15 protein-coding genes are annotated in these 17,949 nt (G+C 65.4%); 10 read left to right on the top strand and 5 right to left on the bottom strand.

From position 1 onward, the window contains the following. Positions 1-53: 53 nt before the first annotated feature. Together B5G43_RS13645 and B5G43_RS13640 are read left to right on the top strand one after the other, a co-directional pair. Positions 54-722 carry a Crp/Fnr family transcriptional regulator gene (locus B5G43_RS13645; protein ID WP_087262306.1) on the top strand — a complete coding sequence of 223 codons (669 nt, stop codon included), beginning with the start codon at positions 54-56 and terminating at the stop codon, positions 720-722. A gap of 432 nt (positions 723-1,154) precedes the next feature. Next, positions 1,155-1,766 (top strand): hypothetical protein, encoded by a 612-nt coding sequence (locus B5G43_RS13640; RefSeq protein WP_087262304.1) that lies wholly within the window; start codon positions 1,155-1,157, stop codon positions 1,764-1,766. Between the two features lie 51 nt (positions 1,767-1,817). On the opposite strand, the gene ychF is transcribed toward B5G43_RS13640, so the two are convergent. Next, positions 1,818-2,927 (bottom strand): redox-regulated ATPase YchF, encoded by a 1,110-nt coding sequence (ychF, locus tag B5G43_RS13635; protein ID WP_087262302.1) that lies wholly within the window; start codon positions 2,925-2,927, stop codon positions 1,818-1,820. Between the two features lie 87 nt (positions 2,928-3,014). Then, positions 3,015-3,308, bottom strand: a complete 294-nt coding sequence (locus B5G43_RS13630) for a DUF1294 domain-containing protein (RefSeq protein WP_087262300.1) — start codon at positions 3,306-3,308, stop codon at positions 3,015-3,017. Positions 3,309-3,475: 167 nt separating this feature from the next. Here B5G43_RS13630 and B5G43_RS13625 point away from each other — a divergent pair, with 167 nt between their 5' ends. The 4 genes from B5G43_RS13625 (at position 3,476) to B5G43_RS13610 (ending at position 9,685) form a co-directional block, all read left to right on the top strand. Then, positions 3,476-4,567, top strand: a complete 1,092-nt coding sequence (locus B5G43_RS13625; RefSeq protein WP_087262298.1) for an S-layer homology domain-containing protein — start codon at positions 3,476-3,478, stop codon at positions 4,565-4,567. 621 nt (positions 4,568-5,188) lie between these two features. Further along, entirely contained in the window at positions 5,189-6,550 is a 1,362-nt protein-coding gene (locus B5G43_RS13620; protein ID WP_158097437.1) for a leucyl aminopeptidase, read from the top strand. A 2-nt stretch (positions 6,551-6,552) separates the two neighbouring features. Further along, a complete protein-coding gene (locus B5G43_RS13615) occupies positions 6,553-9,000 on the top strand; it encodes a transglutaminase-like domain-containing protein (protein WP_087262294.1) in 2,448 nt (815 codons plus the stop codon). A gap of 25 nt (positions 9,001-9,025) precedes the next feature. Next, positions 9,026-9,685 (top strand): class I SAM-dependent methyltransferase, encoded by a 660-nt coding sequence (locus B5G43_RS13610; protein ID WP_087262292.1) that lies wholly within the window; start codon positions 9,026-9,028, stop codon positions 9,683-9,685. Between the two features lie 117 nt (positions 9,686-9,802). Here B5G43_RS13610 and B5G43_RS13605 read toward each other — a convergent pair whose 3' ends face one another. Beyond that, the gene (locus B5G43_RS13605; RefSeq protein ID WP_242960593.1) at positions 9,803-11,002 is read right to left on the bottom strand and encodes a carbamoylphosphate synthase large subunit; all 1,200 of its coding nucleotides are present in this window, start codon (positions 11,000-11,002) and stop codon (positions 9,803-9,805) included. Positions 11,003-11,197: 195 nt separating this feature from the next. Here B5G43_RS13605 and B5G43_RS13600 point away from each other — a divergent pair, with 195 nt between their 5' ends. Further along, positions 11,198-11,944: an alpha/beta hydrolase-fold protein gene (locus tag B5G43_RS13600; RefSeq protein ID WP_087262288.1), complete on the top strand. Its 747-nt coding sequence runs from the start codon at positions 11,198-11,200 to the stop codon at positions 11,942-11,944. 47 nt (positions 11,945-11,991) lie between these two features. Here the strand turns inward: B5G43_RS13600 and B5G43_RS13595 are convergent, their stop codons facing one another. Both B5G43_RS13595 and B5G43_RS13590 read right to left on the bottom strand, forming a co-directional pair. Next, positions 11,992-12,558 carry a manganese efflux pump MntP family protein gene (locus B5G43_RS13595; RefSeq protein WP_087262286.1) on the bottom strand — a complete coding sequence of 189 codons (567 nt, stop codon included), beginning with the start codon at positions 12,556-12,558 and terminating at the stop codon, positions 11,992-11,994. A gap of 379 nt (positions 12,559-12,937) precedes the next feature. Continuing rightward, on the bottom strand, positions 12,938-13,780 hold the full coding sequence (locus B5G43_RS13590; RefSeq protein ID WP_087262284.1) for a DegV family protein: 843 nt from the start codon (positions 13,778-13,780) through the stop codon (positions 12,938-12,940). Positions 13,781-13,967: 187 nt separating this feature from the next. On the opposite strand from B5G43_RS13590, the gene B5G43_RS13585 reads away from it, so the two are divergent. From B5G43_RS13585 to B5G43_RS13575, 3 genes are all read left to right on the top strand, one after another. Beyond that, entirely contained in the window at positions 13,968-15,140 is a 1,173-nt protein-coding gene (locus B5G43_RS13585) for a stage II sporulation protein P (protein ID WP_087262282.1), read from the top strand. A gap of 88 nt (positions 15,141-15,228) precedes the next feature. Next, a complete protein-coding gene (ytvI, locus tag B5G43_RS13580) occupies positions 15,229-16,419 on the top strand; it encodes a sporulation integral membrane protein YtvI (RefSeq protein ID WP_087262280.1) in 1,191 nt (396 codons plus the stop codon). An 80-nt stretch (positions 16,420-16,499) separates the two neighbouring features. Next, complete coding sequence (locus B5G43_RS13575) at positions 16,500-17,891, top strand: trypsin-like peptidase domain-containing protein (protein WP_087262278.1); 1,392 nt, start codon at positions 16,500-16,502, stop codon at positions 17,889-17,891. Positions 17,892-17,949 lie beyond the last annotated feature (58 nt).

Raw genomic sequence — 17,949 nt, 5'->3', positions numbered from 1 at the left:
GATTATACTATGTTGAGCATGAAGAAATCGGTTGTATTTCCAACGGAGGGCCTATGAACGAGACAAATCTGATCCAATTGCCCTGCCCTCTCTTTGCGGGCATCTCCATGGAGGACCGCGCCGCTCTGGTGGGGTGCCTGGAGCCCAGGGCAGTGCCCTGCCGGAAGGGACAGCTCCTCTGGCAGGAGGGGGAGCGCACGGGGAGCCTGGGGATCGTGGCACAGGGCGCCCTGCGCATCCTGCGGGACGATTTCTGGGGCAACCGGACCATTCTGAGCCTGGCCGAGCCGGGGGACCTCTTCGGGGAGGCCTATGCCTGGGGCGGGGAACCTCTGGGGGTGAGTGTGGAGGCGGTGGAGGACAGCCAGGTGTGGCTGCTGGATGTCTCCCGCATCCTGAGCCCCTGTACGTCGGTGTGCGCCTTTCACAATCAGCTCATTGGGAATCTGGTGGCCATCCTGGCTCGCAAAAACCGGATGCTCAGCTCTAAGATCGACCACCTGTCCCAGCGCTCCACCCGGGCCAAGGTGCTGTCCTATCTGTCCGCCGAGGCGGCCAAGCAGGGGAGCGACACCTTTACCATCCCCTTTGACCGGCAGGGCATGGCCGACTATCTGGCGGTAGACCGGAGCGCCCTGTCTCTGGAGCTGAGCAAAATGCGGAAGGATGGGCTATTGGAATTTCACAAGAACCGGTTTCATCTGCTGGAGGGACGTCCGTAGGGGGCCACCCCGGGAGGGGGTGATTGCCCTCGCCGGGCGGGCCGCTTACCCAGCGGGGGCCCGGTTTCTTTTCTCGAAAAGAAACCGGGGAAAGAAAAGAAGGAGAGGGGAACTTCTCGTTCCCCTCTCCACTCCCCTCCAAAAGGGCGGCCTTTTAGGGGGCCGCCCCAAGCAGCAGGGTACAACGCTTTCCGGATAGGCGGAAAGCCCGGAATTGGCCACGCCATGCTTTGGAAATACCGCCGCAGCGGAATGAAAGCCGGGATGCGCCTTGGGGGAGTCCAGAGGGGGGTATCCCCCCTCTGGGCTTTCTTTCCCACCGCTTTCTTTGCAAAGAAAGCGGTGCCCTGTCCGGGTAGGACGTCCGCCCGGCGAGGGCAAAATTCTCCCGGAATGTCCGGGACATATCACACGATCTAAGGAGGGCATCCCATGCAAGGCACCTATACGCTCTATCTCCTGGGACCAAAGGCGGCGCTGGCACAGCTTCTGGACGCGATGGACGTGGGCTGCGACCTGACCTGGGGCGACGCGGACGTACTGCGGGCCTGTGACCCCGCCCTCCTGGTCCCGGAGACCTTTTTTGACGCCCCGCCGGAGGCCTTATTCCACATCGCCGTGGTCCAGGAGCGGCCCTGTAACCTTCTTCTCGCCAGCGAGGAGGCCGAAGAGCTCCACCGGCAGTTCCCCGACGTGGAACTGCTCTATGTGGAGTCCCGGCAGGAGACCCCATACATGGGCCATTTCCTCCACGGCCCCGCCGGAGTGGAGACCTGCCGGGCCTTTGATACGGTACGGGACGGCCCAGTCTTTCCCGTGGACTGGGAGCAGGGGACCATTACCGTTGCGGACGGGGAACTTCTCTCCTTCGACTCCGGCGGCGGGGAAGCAGCCCTGTGGGACGCCTTCTCCCTCTGGTGTGAGGCACACGGGGCCGACCCGGAGCGATGGGGCTATGCCTCCATTCCGGAAGAGCTGATCTCCTGCGACGGGAACTGGAAGCTGGACGGCCCGCTGGCCGCTCTGGCAGACCTCCGGCTATAAAAAGGCCGGGGCGCGGAAGATACCTTCCACGCCCCAGCTGTTTCGTTTTTCTTACACGTTGAAGCGGAAGAGGACGATGTCGCCGTCCTTCATCACATACTCCTTGCCCTCAGACCGCACCAGGCCCTTTTCCTTGGCGGCGGCCATGGTGCCGTTGGCCTTCAGGTCATCGAAGGACACCACCTCGGCGCGGATGAAGCCCCGCTCGAAGTCGGTGTGGATCTTGCCGGCGGCCTGGGGGGCCTTGGTGCCCTTGACGATGGTCCAGGCCCGGCACTCGTCCTCACCGGCGGTGAGGAAGGAGATGAGGCCCAGGAGGGCATAGCTGGCCTTGATGAGCCGGTCCAGGCCGGACTCCTGAATGCCCAGGTCCTCCAGGAACATGGCCTTCTCCTCGCCCTCCAGCTCGGCGATCTCAGCCTCCAGCTTGGCGCACACGGGGATGACCTGGGCGCCCTCCTTGGCGGCCAGCTCGGTGACCTGCTGGTAGTAGGGGTTGGCGGCGCTGTTGGCGAAGCCCTCCTCGTCCAGGTTGGCGGCGTAGATGATGGGCTTGAGGCTCAGCAGCTCGCTGGTGGCGATGAGGGCGGCGTCGTCCTTGTCGCACTCGAAGGAGCGGGCAGAGTTGCCGTCGTTCAGCCAGTCCCGCAGCTCGGAGAACACCTCCACCTCGTGGAGGTACTTCTTGTCGCCCTTGGCGGCCTTCTGGGCCTTGTCGATGCGGCGGGTCACCATCTCCACGTCGGCCATAATGAGCTCGATGTCGATGACGGCGATGTCTCCGGCGGGGTCCACGGGCACGTTGGTGCTGGTGTCGGCCACCACGTGCATGATGTTCTCGTCGTCAAAGCAGCGCACCACATGCACAATGGCGTCGCACTCGCGGATGTTGGCCAGGAACTTGTTGCCCAGGCCGTTGCCCTGGCTGGCGCCCTTGACCAGACCGGCGATGTCCACGAACTCCACCACGGCGGGGGTGGTCTTTTTGGGCTTGTAGAAGTCGCTCAGCCAGTCCAGGCGGCTGTCGGGCACGGCCACCACGCCCACGTTGGGGTCGATGGTGCAGAAGGGATAGTTGGCGCTCTCCGCACCGGCGTTGGTGATGGCGTTGAAGAGGGTGGATTTGCCCACGTTGGGCAGGCCCACGATACCGAGCTTCATATCAAAGACGTCCTTTCGGTGTGAAAATACAGGTTAGCTTCCTTACATTATAACGGACAACCCCCCGGAACACAAGTCCCCGCCCCCTTACGGGAGGCGAATCCAGAGGAAAACCACCAGAATCACCTGCACCGCCAGCAGGGCGGGCAGGCCGTACCAAAAATACCAGTGTTTTGTCTTGTGGCGGAAGTGCCGCATGCCCAGGATGGCCCCCAGGGTGCCTCCCAAAAGCGCCACCAGGAAAAAGGTCCGCTCCGGGATGCGCCAGGCGTCCCGCTTGGCCCGGCGTTTGTCCACGCCCATGAGGATGAAGTCCAGCACATTCACTGCCGCCAGCCAGCCCAGAACCACCGGCCAGAACTGCAAGATGAGGTCGCGCATGTCCATCCCTCCTTTCCTGCGGGCCAGTATAACAGGTTTTTCCCCGGCGGTCAAAGCTGATTTCTCCACAAATTTGTGCTATACTGTGGAAAACCAGCCGGGGAGGGAACTCTTTCCACGGCCCTGCGTCTAACCCTATATCCATTTCACTGAGAGGAGCAGATTCCATGAAACATACGCTGCCCCGCGCTCTGGCCCCTCTGGGTCTGGCGCTTGCCCTCACTCTGCCCGTCGCCGCCGCGGGCATGAGTTCCTTTGTCCCCAAGGTGGAATACACCCCCTTCTCCGACGTGGACGCCAACGCCTGGTACGCCGCCGATGTGGAAAAGGCGGTGGAGCTGGGCCTCATGAAGGGCAAGGGCGACGGCCGCTTTGACCCCCAGGGCACCCTGTCCCTGGCCGAGGCCATCACCATGGCCGTCCAGGTCCACGCCACCTACACCGGCGAGAGCTTCACCCCCGGCGGCTCCACCTGGTACCAGAACGCCGTGGACTACGCCCTGGAGAACGGTCTGGTGCTCCAGGGGGAGTACAACGATTACACCGCCCCCGCCACACGGGCCGACATGGCGGGCATTTTTGCCTACGCACTGCCCACCAGTGAGCTGGAGCGTATCAACCGGGTGGCCAATGTGCCCGATGTGACCTCCTCCACCGATTACGCTGAGGCCATCTACCTCCTCTATAATGCGGGCGTGCTGGCCGGCACCGGCAACGGCAGCTTTGCCCCCGACACCACCATCGACCGCGCCAGCGCCGCCGCCATTCTCAACCGCATCGCCCTGCCCGAGAGCCGGGTGGAGCTGAACATGGACACCCCCGCCAGCGGCACCACTGTGGAGAGCCCGGACAAGGCCTTCCGCCTGACCTTCGGCGCGGGGGACTGGAAGGAAATCACCGAGGACGGGGCTTCCGGCCTCACCTTCACTGACCAGAGCGGCACCATTCAGGCCCTGTCCTTTGCCAAGGCGGACGGCGGCGCCAAGGACCTGGAGACCTTCTCCGTAGGCCGCCTCACCGCTCTGCGGGATGAGCTGGGCGGTGTGGAGCTGCTCCAGCAGCCCGGCGTGGTGTTGTTCCGGGGCCTTCCCGCCGTGTCCTGGCGGTATCAGGTGGTTAACACGGTCTATACCGTGTTCTGCGTGGAGAACAGCGGCTCCTATGTGGAGCTGACCCTCTCCCATGCCTCCGGAGCCAGCGCTGACACCGCCTATCAGCAGCTTCTGGCCACTGCCTATACTCTGGATCTGGCGCTGTAACAAGTTCGCCCGGGGCGGGCGGGGATGTTTTGCCCTCGCCGCGCGGGCGTCCTGCGCGGACAGGGCACCGCTTTCTTTGCAAAGAAAGCGGCGGGAAAGAAAGCCCAGAGGGGGGATACCCCCCTCTGGACTCCCCCAAAGCGCTCCCCGGCTTTCATTCCGCTGCGGCGGTATTTCCTTAGTATGGCGTGGCCAATTCCGGGCTTTCCGCCTATCCGGAGAGCGTTGTACCCTGGCAATATGGGCGGCCCCCTAAAAAGGCCGCCCTTTTGGAGGGGAGTGGAGAGGGGAACGAGAAGTTCCCCTCTCCGCCTTTTCTTTCCCCGGTTTCTTTTCTGCGAAAAGAAATCGGGCGCTGTCCGCGCAGGACGCCCGCCCGGCGGGGACACGATCCCCACGCCCCGATTGGGACGTTTTTTTCATCAACTTAATATCAGCCCTGTAAGGTCCGTTTTTTCCTCCAAAAACATCCCGCCCCCGCCCCGGTTGCTTCTTGCAATTCCCCGGGGCAGTTGGTATGATAGGGGAGAAGGAGCGGGCCATTTCCGCGCTATTTCTTAAGCTGATGTTAGAAATTTCCCCCGCACCGGGGGCAGTATGATTGTTCAGGAGGGATCCCTTATGATGGAACGGTATCAGGGTCAGAAGGTACAGTGGACCGTCGGCTTCACCACCGGCGGTAAGGAGGGCCAGAAGGTCCAGCCCGGCGGCGAGGGCTGCATCCTGGCCGTGGAGCTGGGCGAGGTTGAGAAGCTGACCGCCGAGCAAGTCCGGGTGGCGGCGGCCAAGGCGGCCAAGACCCTCCGGGACCTGGGCGCGGCGGCCGTGGTGCTGGACGCGGCGGCCGTGGTGGAGGCCCTGGGCCCCCAGGGCGCGGCGGCCATCGCCCAGGGCGTGGAACTGGCCCTGTACCGCACCGAGTCCTGGAAGGACACCGAGAACACCGACCCGGTCTTTTACCTGGACGCCCCCGCGGAGTGTGAGGACGCCCTGAAGGAGGCCGACGCCCTCACCCGCGCCATCTGCTTGGCCCGGGACCTGGTAAACTGCCCGGCTAACAAGCTGACCCCCAGCGACATGGCCGCCCGGATGGTCAAGGAGGCCCAGGCCCTGGGCATCGAGACCGAGGTGCTGGACGAGGACCAGGCCCGTGCTCTGGGTATGGACGCCTTCCTCACCGTGGGCAGCAGTGCCAACCACCCCGCCCGCCTCATCGTCCTGCGCTACAAGGGCGGCAAGGAGGGTGACGCCCCCATCGCTCTGGTGGGCAAGGGCGTCACCTGCGACACCGGCGGATACTGCCTGAAGCCTGCCTCCTCCATGAAGGGCATCAAGGGCGACATGGCCGGCGCGGCGGCGGTGTGCGGCGCTCTGCTGGCTCTGGCCGCCAACCATGTGAAGGTCAATGCCACCGTGGTCATCCCCTCGGTGGAGAACCGCATCGCCCCCGACAGCTACATCCCCGGCGACGTCATCTCCTCCATGTCCGGCAAGACCATTGAGATCGGCAACACCGACGCCGAGGGCCGCCTCATTCTGGCCGACGCGGTGACCTACGCCATCCAGAAGGAGCACGCCGCCAAGGTGGTGGACATCGCCACCCTCACCGGCGCGGTCGTGAGCATGTTCGGCTTCACCACCGCCGGGTTCCTGTGCAACGACGAGGACTTCTGCGCCGCCTTCCAGGTCGCCTACGACCGCAGCGGCGAGCAGTATTGGCGTCTGCCCGCCTTCCCCGAGTACCGAAAGATGATCGAGAGCCCCATCGCCGACGTGTCCAACGTATCCAGCGACGGCTGCGGCACCATCACCGCGGGCCTGTTCATCGGCTCCTTCGTGGAGGAGCGGCCCTGGATCCACCTGGACATTGCCGGTACCGCCTGGGTGGACTCTCCCCGCCGGGACTACCAGACTGTGGGCGCCACCGGCGCCGGCGTCACCACCCTGTATGAGCTGTGCAAGCACTACGCCGTGGAGGACTAAACATGAATTGGACCAATGAACTGCGCACCGTCGCCCCGGAGCACCGCCCCGCCCTGGAGTTTCTCCGGGACCACCTGCCCGAGAGCGACCTGGACTGCTACCCCTTTGATCTCTTTCTGGAGTTTGCCGGCCACGCCATGATGCTGCGGGAGATGGCCCCCTGGTGCGCCGCTCTGGACGAGGAGATCTTCTATCACTATGTCCTCTTCCCCCGGGTGAACGACGAGGACCTGTCCTTCCACCGGGCCCTCTTCCACCGCTCCCTGTGGCCGCGGGTGAAGGACCTGCCCACCGTGGAGGAGAAGGTGCTGGAGGTCAACCGCTGGTGCCATGAGAACGCCTCCTACCAGTTCCAGGACGACCGCACCGCCTCCCCCCTCACCGTGTTCCAGAGCGGCAGCGGCCGCTGCGGCGAGGAGTCGGCCTTCCTGGTCTCCGCCCTGCGCAGCGTGGGCATCGCCGCCCGGCAGGTCTACTCCCCCCGCTGGGCCCACTGCGACGACAACCACGCCTGGGTGGAGGCCCTGTGCGGCGACACCTGGCACTTCCTGGGCGCCTGCGAGCCGGAGCCCATCCTGGACCGGGGCTGGTTCAACACCGCCGCCTCCCGGGCCATTCTGGTCCACTCCCGGCTGTTCGGGAAGGGCACTTCCCCCCTCCACGGGACCCCGCTGGGCACCGACGGGGCGGTGACCTGGTACAACCAGACCGCCCGCTACGCCCGCACCCGCACCTATACCTTCCGGGCCACCAAGGACGGCGCTCCCGCCGCCGGGGCCGCCTTCCAGCTCCAGGTCCTCAACGAGGCCAGCTACCACACCATCGCCACCCTCATCGCCGATGAGAAGGGCGAGGCCACGGCGGAGCTGGGTCTGGGCGACCTGCATGTGCTGTGCACCCTGGACGGCCTGCGGGCCGAGGGGGACTGCGCCGACGGCGCCATTTCCCTGGAGCTGAAGCACGTAGGCGTGGGGGATACCGCCTGGACCGAATTCGACGTCCACGCCCCCAAGGATGAGCCGGTGAACCCCGCCCTCCTCACCGACGAGCAGAAGAAGGACCGTGCCGCCGAGCTGGTGCGGGGCGCCGAGCTGCGGGAGGAGCGCATCGCCTCCCACTATCAGCCCGGTCAGGGCAAGCCGGAGTGGGAGGACCTGCTCAAAGCCGCCCGGGGCAACGCCCGGGTGCTGCTGACCTTCCTCCAGCGGGATGAGGACCCCCGGCGGGAGGCCCTGCTCCGCTCCCTCACCGCCAAGGACCTGCGGGATGTCACCGACGACGTGCTGGAGGACCACCTCCAGCATGCGGTCCCCCAGGGAGACCTCCCCGAGGACCTGTATATCTCTTACGTCCTCTGCCCCCGGGTGCAGATCGAGCTGCTGACCCCCTGGCGGAGCGTGCTGAACGCCGCCCTCTCCGAGGGGGAGCAGAACACCTACCGCGCCCACCCCGCCGCCCTGTGGACCGACCTCCAGGCCCGGATGGACACCACCCCGGAGCACGTCTACGCCGGGGCCATCACCGGCCTGGTGTGGACCCCCGTGGAGGCCTGGAAGGCCCTGCGCTGTGACGAGCGGAGCCTGCGCATCCTCTATGTGGCCCTGCTGCGCACCCTGGGGGTGCCCGCCCGGCTGCGGGAGCTGGACGGCATGCCCGAGTTCTGGCAGGACGGCTCCTTCCACCCCGTGGAGGAGGCCGGGATGGGCACCCTGGTCCTCACCCACACCGAGGGACCCGCGCCCCTCTACCGGCAGAACTGGTCCCTCTCCCGCCGGGTGCCCACCGGCTGGGTGCTGCTGACCCTCTCCGACGAGGATTGGAGCGACGGCCGCCGCACCCTGTCCCTCCCCGCCGGGCAGTACCGGCTGATGACCTCGGTGCGCCTCCCCAACGGCAACCAGTTTGCCGCCGGGCGGGAGCTGCTGATCTGTGCCGGGGAGGAAGCTTCCTCCGACCTGCGGCTGCGGCCCTTCGCCCTGGAGGACCTGCTGGGCTGCCAGGACCTGCCCCACATGACCGGCCGCACCCTGTGCACCGACTCCCCGGAGACCGTCTCCGTGATCCCCGAGGACGGGCGGCCCACCCTCCTGTTCTGGCTGGAGGAGGGCAACGAGCCCACCGAGCACGTGCTCAACGAGCTGGCCGCCGGACAGGAGGCCATTGAGGCTCTGCCGGTGAACGTGGTGTTCCTCCTGCGGGGCGAGGAGAGCCTGAAGCAGCGCACTCTGGCCGGGGTGCTGGCCAAGTGGCCTGGCATCCGGGTGCTGGAGGACGACTGGGCCTTCGACCTGGAGACCGTGGCCCGGCACCTGACCTGCGACCCCGACCGGCCCCCGCTGGCGGTGGCCTGCAACCGGAAGGGCCAGGCCGTCTACGGCGTCAGCGGCTACCATGTGGGCTCGGTGGAGCTCCTGACCCGCATCGCCGCCCATCTGGCCGGTGAGGCCTGAGCCGGAATCAGGAGGATGCATCTTTATGGATGACAGGACCGCCATGCTGTTGAACCGCCAGCAGCAGATCTGGAACAACTGCTTTTCCGACCGCAAGGACCTGTTTGGCGCCGAGGCCAGCCTGCCCGCCCGCCGCACGCTGGAGCAGCCCGGCCTGGCCCCCGGCCAGCGCGTGCTGGAGCTGGGCAGCGGGCAGGGGCGGGACACCCTGTTTTTCCTGCAGCAGGGGTGTGCGGTCACGGCCGTGGACTACTCCTCCGCCGCCCTGGCCGACCTGAAGGCCAAGCTGGACCAGGCAGGCTGGCAGGCCGACCTGCTGGAGCTGGATCTGCGCCAGCCCCTTCCCTTTGCCGACGGCTCCTTTGACCTGTGCTACTCCCACATGCTGTTCTGTATGGCGCTGACCACCGACGAGCTGACCGCCCTGTGCCGGGAAATTCGCCGGGTGCTGCGCCCCGGCGGCCACTGCGTCTACACCGCCCGGAATCAGCGGGACCCCCACTTCGGCAAGGGGCGCCATCTGGGGGACGGCCTGTACCAGAAGGGGGCCGTGGTGATCCACTACTTCTCCCCTCAGCTGGTGCAGCTGCTGGCCGATCAGGGCTTTTCGCTGGTGGAGTGTGAGGAATTTGAAGAGGATATCCTCCCCCGAATCCTCTATCGGGTCACCATGCGCCGGGATTAACCGGGCGCAGGGACGGGCTTGCTGCAATATGCCGGTTTCCGGTCCAAATAGAACATTTTTTAAATCGAAAAAGTGCGTGAGATCCGCCAATTCTGCGGCTCTCACGCACTTTTTTCTTTATGCCTGGGCGAAAGTGGTCTGAACGAAGTCCTTGACCTCGGCCTCGGTGTCGAAGCAGGCGATGGCCACCTGGTTGCCCATGGCCCCGGAGAGGGCGTCGGGCATGCGGGTGAAGAGGCGGATGTGCGCCCCGTAGCACTCCAGCAGGGCGTCGGTGGACAGGGCATAGTGGACCCTATCCCGGCGGCCGGTGTAGACGCAGTAGCTGTGGCCGCCCTCGTAGGTGTGGCGGCGCTCGTCAAAGGCCACCATGTCGGCCCAGATCTGGTACACGTCCACGCTCTGGGAGAAATTGAGCATATCGGGGGTGAAGCCGCCGGCGGGGCGCATGTTGACCTCCAGGGCCACGATGTCCCCGGTCTTGCCCAGGCCCTCCTTGTCGGCGGTGAGGCGGAAGAACTCCAGGTGGAAAAAGCGGCGGGTGGCGCCGAAGGCCTTCAGCACGGCGCGGCCGGCCTGCTCCACCTCAGGCGGGACCTCCTTGTCCACATAGTAGCAGCAGGGGACCCCCTCGTTGACCATGTCCATGATGGAGTCGGGGGAGATGTGGCTGGCGGCAAAGAGGACCTCTCCCTTGGAGTTGCACACGCCGTCGTAGGTGGTCACCACACCGGGGACGAACTCCTCCATGAGATAGGGCTCCTCCGGCAGGTGGTCAAAGAAATACCGCACATCGTCGTCGCTTTTGAGCTTGTAGGTGGCGGTGGCGCCCACGCCGTTGTCCGGCTTGACCACCACCGGGTAACCCACCTCCGCGGTGAAGCCCAGGGCGGCCTCCAGGGAGGTCACGGCGGTGCAGCGGGCGCTGGGCACCCCGGCGGCCCGGAAATACTCCTTCATGAGCTGCTTGCTCTTATATTTCACGATCTCATCGGCCTTCAGGCCGGTGGTGATGTTGAAGTCGGTGCGCAGGGCGGCGTCCAGCTCCAACCAGTACTCGTTGTTGCTCTCCACCCAGTCGATCTTGCCGTACCGGCCGGTGAAGTGGCCCAGGGCCCGGACCATCTCGTCATAGTCCTCCAGGCTGTCCACCCGGTAGTACTCGGTGAGGGCCTCCTGCAGGTCGGGGTGGAGCTCCTCATACCGGGCATCCCCCACGCCCAGGACGTTGACGCCGTTCTCCTTCAGACGGATGCAGAACCAACGGTAGGCCTCGGGGAAGTTGGGCGATACAAAGACAAAATTCAACACACTCATCCTCTCTTCTGCGCCCTCACGGCCCGGCACCGGCTGTTCAGCGCTTCCTATCCGCACATTATAGTCGAGCGCCCCCCCGCCTGCAAGAGTAAATAGTGCCAAAAACATCCAGTCGCGCCCTTGATGAGGGGTAAAATTTATGGTAGGATAGCGAAAAAGGCCCCTAAGGGCCATGTTACCGGGGAGGGGAAGCCTATGTACATCGAGTACCACAAGGAATACAGCCTCCACCTGGGCCGGGATATGGAATTCAAGGTCTACGGCCACGGGGGAAAGCCCGTGCTGGCGGTGCCCTGCCAGAACGGCCGCTTCTTCGACTGGGAGAATTTCGGCATGCTGGAGACTCTGGGGGACTATCTGGAAAACGGCAAAATCCAGCTCTTCACCGTGGACACCATCGACGCCGAGAGCGTCTCTGACCAGTGGGGCAACCCCTATTACCGGGTCCGCCGGCATGAGGCTTGGTACAACTATGTCATCGAGGAGCTGCTCCCCCGCATCCGGGAGATCAACCGCAGCGGCCAGCCCCTGCTGGCTACCGGCTTCTCCATGGGCGCCTACCACGCGGCCAATTTCTTCTTCCGCCGCCCCGACCTCTTCGACAGCGTCATCGCCCTCTCGGGCGTCTACGACACCCAGGACATGTACGGCGGGTATATGGATGAGGTGGTGTATGCCAACGACCCCTGCGCCAGCCTCTCCGGCATGTCCCCGGACCACCCGTATATCTCCATGTTCAACCAGCGCATCCTCATTTTCTGCGTGGGTCAGGGGGCCTGGGAGGACCAGCTCCTGGCGGGCACCCGGCGGCTGGAGGGGGTGCTGCGGCAGAAGGGCATCCACGCCTGGGTGGACTACTGGGGCACCGACTCCGACCACGACTGGCCCTGGTGGAAGCGCCAGATCCGCTATTTCCTGCCCCATGTGGTGGGCAATCCATGAAGAGACAACGAAACGCCGCCGCCCCAAATTGGGGCGGCGGCGTTTCGTTATCCGGGCAGGAAGCCCAGATGCTCCAGCAGAATTTTGCAGCCCATGAGGATGAGCACCAGGCCGCCGAAGAGCTTGGCCCGGGCCTGGAAGCGCTCGCCGACCACGCCGCCCAGGTACACGCCCACCGCCGAGAGCACGAACGTGATCACGCCGATGAAGCTGACGGCGGGGACGATGTCCACCTTCAGGAAGGCGAAGGTGACGCCCACGGCCAGGGCGTCGATGCTGGTGGCCACCGCCAGGGGGAGCATAGCGCGGGGGGTAAAGGAGGCGTCCACTTCCTCTTCCTCGCCCTTGCGGGACTCCCAGACCATGCTGGCGCCGATGAGGAAGAGCAGCACAAAGGCGATCCAGTGATCCACGTTGGTGATGAGGGCCTGGAAGCGCTTGCCCAGCGCCCAGCCCAGCAGGGGCATCAGGGCCTGGAAGCCGCCGAACCACACCCCAGCGGTGAGGGCGTGGCCGGGGCGCACCCGCCCGGCGGACAGTCCCTTGCAGATGGAGACTGCGAAGGCGTCCATACTCAGTCCCACGGCGATGACAAACAGTTCCCAGAGATTCATGTACGTTCTCCCTTCCTTTGCCCGGTCCTCCGGGCACAGCAGGCTTTCAGTATACACCCATCGTCCTGTCTATGCAACGCGAAGCGGGCAGAAAGACCCGCCGGGCCAGGCCCGGCGGGTCTTTTGCGTGTCGAGTCACCTCGACACGCTTCTCAAACATGCAAGCATGTTTTCGAGGGGACGCAGCCCGCTGCGTCGCACGCGCAGAACGCGCACGCTTGCGGGCTGAGACGTGTTTTTCCCGAGGCGCATGTCCCCGGGAAAAACAGATTTCTATTTTATTTTGCCGCCTCCGGGCGGCAAAACTCTGCCGAGGGCGATTCCTGTACCGGAAGCTGCTTTCTTGCCGCCCAGCCTTTGCCCATTTCAGCAGTCTGCGTTACTCCTTCACGAAGAAGGCAAGGCCCCCGGCGCCGGGGCCCACGTGAGTACCCACCACCGCGCCGATGTCGCTGGGCAGCAGGTCCGCCCTGGCCAGCTTGGGACCGAAGTAGGCCATGCACTCCTCCATGACCTGGGGCGCGTTGGAGTGGCCGAAGGTGACGGGGAGGGAGGTGTCCGGGGCCTCCTTCTCCTGGAGCCACTTGTCGATGAACTGGAAGCCCGCCTTGCGGCCCCGGGTCTTGCCCACCGACACCACCAGGCCGTCCTGGATGGTGATGATGGGGGTGATGCCCAGAATGCCGCCCACCACGGCGGTGGCGCCGGAGATACGCCCGCCCATCTTCAGGTACTTCAGGGTGTCCACCACCGCCAGCAGGCGCACCCGCCCGGCCAGCTCGGTCAGCTTCTGCTCCAGCTCGGAGAGCGAGAGGCCCTGGTCCCGCAGACGGCAGGCCGTCTCCACCAGCAGACCCAGGCCGAAGGTGACGGTGCCGGTCTCCACGATGGCGATGTTGTCCTCATCCACGATGCCGCGGGCGATGTTGGCCGACTGGTTGGTGCCCGACATGGCCCCCGAGATGAAGAGGCCCAGCACCTGGTCGCCCCCCTCGGTGAGGCGTTGGAAGACCTGGATAAAGGTCTCCGGCGGCACCTGGGAGGTGGTGGGCAGGGTGTCCACCTGGGCCAGGCGGGTATAGAACTCCTCTTTGGTGATGTCCACGCCGTCCCGGAAGGTCTCCTCCCCAAAGTGGACGGCCAGCGGCACCACCTCCACCCCCAGCTCGGCGGCGCGCTGGGGCGAGAGATCGCTGGTGCTGTCAGTCACAATACGGATCATAGGCGAAATTCATCCTTTCTTGGCCGAAACGGCCGTTCATGGCGAACGAAACGCTATACTCGCCGCTATTATATCGGAATCCGCAGAAATGTCAAGCACCCCCCGAGCCCGGGCAGAATGGGTTCTGTTCCGGCGGCGGCGCGCATAGGATAGCGCTGAGACGTACAAGAGAAAGGAAGGGTCCGATATGGGACGGAGACCGATTTTGTGGAAACGACTCCTGCGGCGGTGCGCCGCGTTTTTCCTGGGCACGCTGGCGGTGGTGGCCCTGCTGGCCGGGGCGGGCGGCGGGCTGGGACAGGCCCTCCTGGCGCTGGGGGGCGAGCCGGAGTTTGCCGCCGCCCTGCTGCGCTCCGAGCTGGGGGCCGCCGCCGGGCAGGGCGGCGTGATGGACGAGCTGGACCTGTGGGAGCGCCTGGTGGTGGACCAGTCGGCCCTGCTGCGGCGGGGTCTGTCCGGGGCGGGGGAGGAGGAGCCCGAGGAGGGCACCAACCTGGACCTGCTGCCCCAGGCCAGCGCCGCCGCCACGCCGGAGCCCGCCCCCACCGGGAGCCCCACGCCCGCGCCGGCGGGGGAGAGCGTCCAGGCGGTGGAGCGCACCCTGGTGGTCAGCGGGGGAGAGGGGTATGAGGAGGCCGAGGGCCTCTACCTCTACAACCGCACCGACCTCTCGGTGGACATGGAAGCCGCCTGGAACGCCGGGGTGGACATCACCCTGGACGACTCGGGGCCCCAGATCCTGCTGGTCCACACCCACGGCTCCGAGGCCTACGCCCCCGAGGGGGAGGACGTCTACGTCCCCAGCGACGGCAACTCCCGCACCCTGGACGAGAAGTACAATGTGGTGCGGGTCGGAGACGAAATGGCCGAGGTGTTTACCGAAATGGGCCTCACCGTCCTCCACGACCGCACCCTCTACGACTACCCGGAGTACAACGGGGCCTATTCCCGCTCGGGGGCGGCCATCCAGTCCTATCTGGAGGAGTACCCCTCCATCCGCCTGGTGCTGGACATCCACCGGGACGCCCTGGTGGGGAGCGACGGGACGGTGTACAAGGCGGTGACCACCGTGGACGGGGAAAAGACCGCCCAGGTCATGCTGGTGCTGGGCAGCGGCTCCGGCCACCCCAACTGGCAGGAGAACCTGGCCCTGGCCCTTCGGGTGCAGAAGAGCCTGGACACCCTCTATCCCACCCTGGCCCGGCCCATCACCCTGCGCGGGTCGGTGTACAACCAGGACCTGTCCCCCGGGTCCCTGCTGGTGGAGGTGGGCACCCACGGCAACACCCTCCAGGAGGCCCTGCGGGCCGCCCGGTGCTTCGCCCGGGCCGCGGGGCAGGTATTTCTAAATTTAAAATAAAATTCATAAAAAATTCCCGATTCTTTCCACCGACCGTGCTATACTGGTCTCACATGGCTTTTGTACCGATGATAAGGAGGAACTCTGCATGGAAACACAGGAATTATCCTGGCGGGAACGTGGGAGACTATGGGCACGCCTGGGCATCCGGCTGGCCCTGGTGGCGCTGGCGTGGCTGCTGCTGATGCGGGTGGGCCTGCCGCTGCTGTCCCTGCTGATGCCCTTCGTGCTGGCCCTGTGCGCAGCGTGGCTGCTCAACCCGCTGGTGCGCACCCTCCACCAGCGGCTGGGCGTGTCCCGGAAGCTGACCTCGATCCTGCTGATCCTGCTGATCCTGGCGGTGGCAGGCGGGCTGATCGTGGTCTTTGTGTGGAACATCGCCCAGGAGACCGCCGCCCTGGCCGCCGACTGGAGTTCCCTGGAGCGGGAGCTCAGCTCCACCCTGGACGCCATCAATACCTTCTCCCAGGGCGTGTTCACCCTCCTGCCCGAGCAGGTGGGGCTGGCCGCCCAGGAGGCCCTCAACGGTCTGGGGGAGGATCTGCTGACCTGGGCCTCGGACACCCTCCCCGATCTGGTGACCGCTCTGGCCGGCGGCGCGGCGGGGCTGGCCTCTTCGGTGCCCTCCTTCGCCGTGGCGGCGGTGGTGTTCCTGATGGGCTCCTATTTCATCACCGCGGACTATCCCCGGCTGCGGTACCTCGCCACCCACCGGCTGCCCGGGCCGGTGCGCAATCTCCTCTCGGAGGTGCGCGCCGCCGCGGTGAGCGCCTTCGGCGGGTATGTGAAGGCGGAATTCATCCTGTCGGTGGGGGTGTTCTTCATCCTGCTGGCCGGATTCCTCCTCATCGGGCAGCCCTACGCCCTGCTGCTGGCCTTCCTGCTGGCGGTGCTGGACTTCATCCCCATCCTGGGCTCGGGCACCGTTATGGTGCCCTGGGCGGTGGTGGACCTGGTGACCCGGGATGTGCGCCACGCCGTGGAGCTCATGGTCATCTGGGGCGTGGTGGCCCTCTTCCGCCGGGTGGGCGAGCCCAAGGTGGTGGGCGATCAGACCGGTCTTTCCCCCATTCTCTCCCTCATCAGCATCTATGTGGGCATGCGCCTGGGGGGCGTGCTGGGCATGGTGCTGGGCCCCGTGGTGTTCATGGTGGTCATCAACATCATCCGCCTGGGGGTCTTCCACAACACCGCCGCCGACCTGCGCCTGGCCGCGGGGGACCTGTGGGCCTTTTTCCGGAATCGTCCGGCCGACGAAACAAATTCAAAAAACGTGTAAAGTTTCTTCACGCTTTAGACACATTTTCCGGTTATCCTTAAGGCACATCAAGAGGAACACAGGAAAAAGGAGCGACTTGTATGTATTACGGCAATTATGATCCCAACCGGAACGAGGATCAGAACAACCTCTCCGGCAATCCCATAGAGAGTCAGGATTTTCACGTTCACACCGATCCCTGGGAGGTCTCTGAGGGCGGCGTGCCCCAGCCCCCCAAGAAGAAGCGCAAGGCCGGCGCGGCCCGGATCGTGGCCCTGAGCCTGTGCTGTGCCCTGGTGGGCGGCATCGTGGGCGGCGGCGGCGTGTGGTTCGTCACCGAGCGCCTGGGCAGCAACACCACCATTTATGAGGGCACCCACGAGCCGGTGAACGTGGACACCACCAGCGTCAAGTCCGGCGAGGCCATGACCGCCTCCCAGATCTACGCCAACTATGTGGACGCCTGCGTGGGCATCACCACCGAGCTGGTGGACACCAACACCTACGGTTTCCCCGTTCAGGGCGCCGCCGCCGGCTCCGGCTTCGTCATCTCCTCCGACGGCTACATCGTCACCAACTACCACGTCATCAAGGGCGCGACCTCCATCAAGGTGGCCTTTGTGGACGGCACCAGCTATGACGCCACCCTGGTGGGCGGCGAGGCCGACAACGACGTGGCTGTGCTGAAGATCGACGCCACCGGCCTCCACGCCGTCACCCTGGGCGACTCCGACTCCCTGGTGGTGGGCGAGGCCGTGTACACCATCGGCAACCCCCTGGGCGAGCTGACCTGGTCCCTTACCGACGGCCTGGTGTCCGCCAAGGACCGCACCGTCACCACCAGCGAGGGTGAGACCATGAACATGCTGCAGACCAACACCGCCATCAACTCCGGCAACTCCGGCGGCCCCCTGTTCAACGCCTACGGCGAGGTGGTGGGCATCACCTCCGCCAAGCTCTCCAGCAGCGGCTCCTCCTCCGAGGCCAGCATCGAGGGCCTGGGCTTCGCCATCCCCATCAATGACGTGAAGGGCATGATCACCGACATCATCGAGCACGGCTACGTCACCGGCAAGCCCAACGTGGGCATCCTGATGACCGACGTGTCCTCCGCCGCCACCCAGTACGGCGTCCCCGCCGGTGCCTATGTGGAGGCGGTCCTGGACGGGTCCTGCGCCCAGAAGGGCGGCCTGCAGCAGGGCGACATCATCTGCGCCGTGGACGGCACCGAGATCACCTCCATTGACGAGCTGAAGGCCGCCGTGAAGGAGTGCAAGGCCGGTGACAATGTCACCTTCACCATCTACCGGGACGGGTCCAAGCAGGACCTGACCCTTACCCTGGACGAGGACAATCAGGACCGGCAGGACGCCCTGAGCGACCTGCAGGATGAGCTCAACCAGCAGCGCCAGCAGGCCGTGCAGGAGCAGCAGAGCGGCAGCGGCAGCAGCGGCGGCTCCTACTTCAACTGGCCCTTTGGCTTCGGCTATTGATCCCAGCGCCATTTCCCCCGGAGGGGCGGACTTCCGCCCCTCCGGTTTTTTTGTTTTT

It is taken from the genome of Flavonifractor sp. An92, assembly GCF_002159175.1.
Taxonomy (GTDB): domain Bacteria; phylum Bacillota; class Clostridia; order Oscillospirales; family Oscillospiraceae; genus Pseudoflavonifractor_A.
Note: the sequence above shows the minus strand (reverse complement) of the source record. Positions and strands in the feature narration are given on the sequence as shown.

Coding starts and splice junctions, on each gene's coding strand:
- B5G43_RS13640 (WP_087262304.1), top strand. CDS start 1,155: ATGCAAGGCACCTATACGCTCTATCTCCTGGGACCAAAGGCGGCGCTG.
- B5G43_RS13620 (WP_158097437.1), top strand. CDS start 5,189: ATGATGGAACGGTATCAGGGTCAGAAGGTACAGTGGACCGTCGGCTTC.
- B5G43_RS13575 (WP_087262278.1), top strand. CDS start 16,500: ATGTATTACGGCAATTATGATCCCAACCGGAACGAGGATCAGAACAAC.
- B5G43_RS13590 (WP_087262284.1), bottom strand. CDS start 13,780: ATGATCCGTATTGTGACTGACAGCACCAGCGATCTCTCGCCCCAGCGC.
- B5G43_RS13645 (WP_087262306.1), top strand. CDS start 54: ATGAACGAGACAAATCTGATCCAATTGCCCTGCCCTCTCTTTGCGGGC.
- B5G43_RS13595 (WP_087262286.1), bottom strand. CDS start 12,558: ATGAATCTCTGGGAACTGTTTGTCATCGCCGTGGGACTGAGTATGGAC.
- ychF (WP_087262302.1), bottom strand. CDS start 2,927: ATGAAGCTCGGTATCGTGGGCCTGCCCAACGTGGGCAAATCCACCCTC.
- B5G43_RS13585 (WP_087262282.1), top strand. CDS start 13,968: ATGGGACGGAGACCGATTTTGTGGAAACGACTCCTGCGGCGGTGCGCC.
- B5G43_RS13605 (WP_242960593.1), bottom strand. CDS start 11,002: ATGAGTGTGTTGAATTTTGTCTTTGTATCGCCCAACTTCCCCGAGGCC.
- B5G43_RS13600 (WP_087262288.1), top strand. CDS start 11,198: ATGTACATCGAGTACCACAAGGAATACAGCCTCCACCTGGGCCGGGAT.
- B5G43_RS13610 (WP_087262292.1), top strand. CDS start 9,026: ATGGATGACAGGACCGCCATGCTGTTGAACCGCCAGCAGCAGATCTGG.
- ytvI (WP_087262280.1), top strand. CDS start 15,229: ATGGAAACACAGGAATTATCCTGGCGGGAACGTGGGAGACTATGGGCA.
- B5G43_RS13615 (WP_087262294.1), top strand. CDS start 6,553: ATGAATTGGACCAATGAACTGCGCACCGTCGCCCCGGAGCACCGCCCC.
- B5G43_RS13625 (WP_087262298.1), top strand. CDS start 3,476: ATGAAACATACGCTGCCCCGCGCTCTGGCCCCTCTGGGTCTGGCGCTT.
- B5G43_RS13630 (WP_087262300.1), bottom strand. CDS start 3,308: ATGCGCGACCTCATCTTGCAGTTCTGGCCGGTGGTTCTGGGCTGGCTG.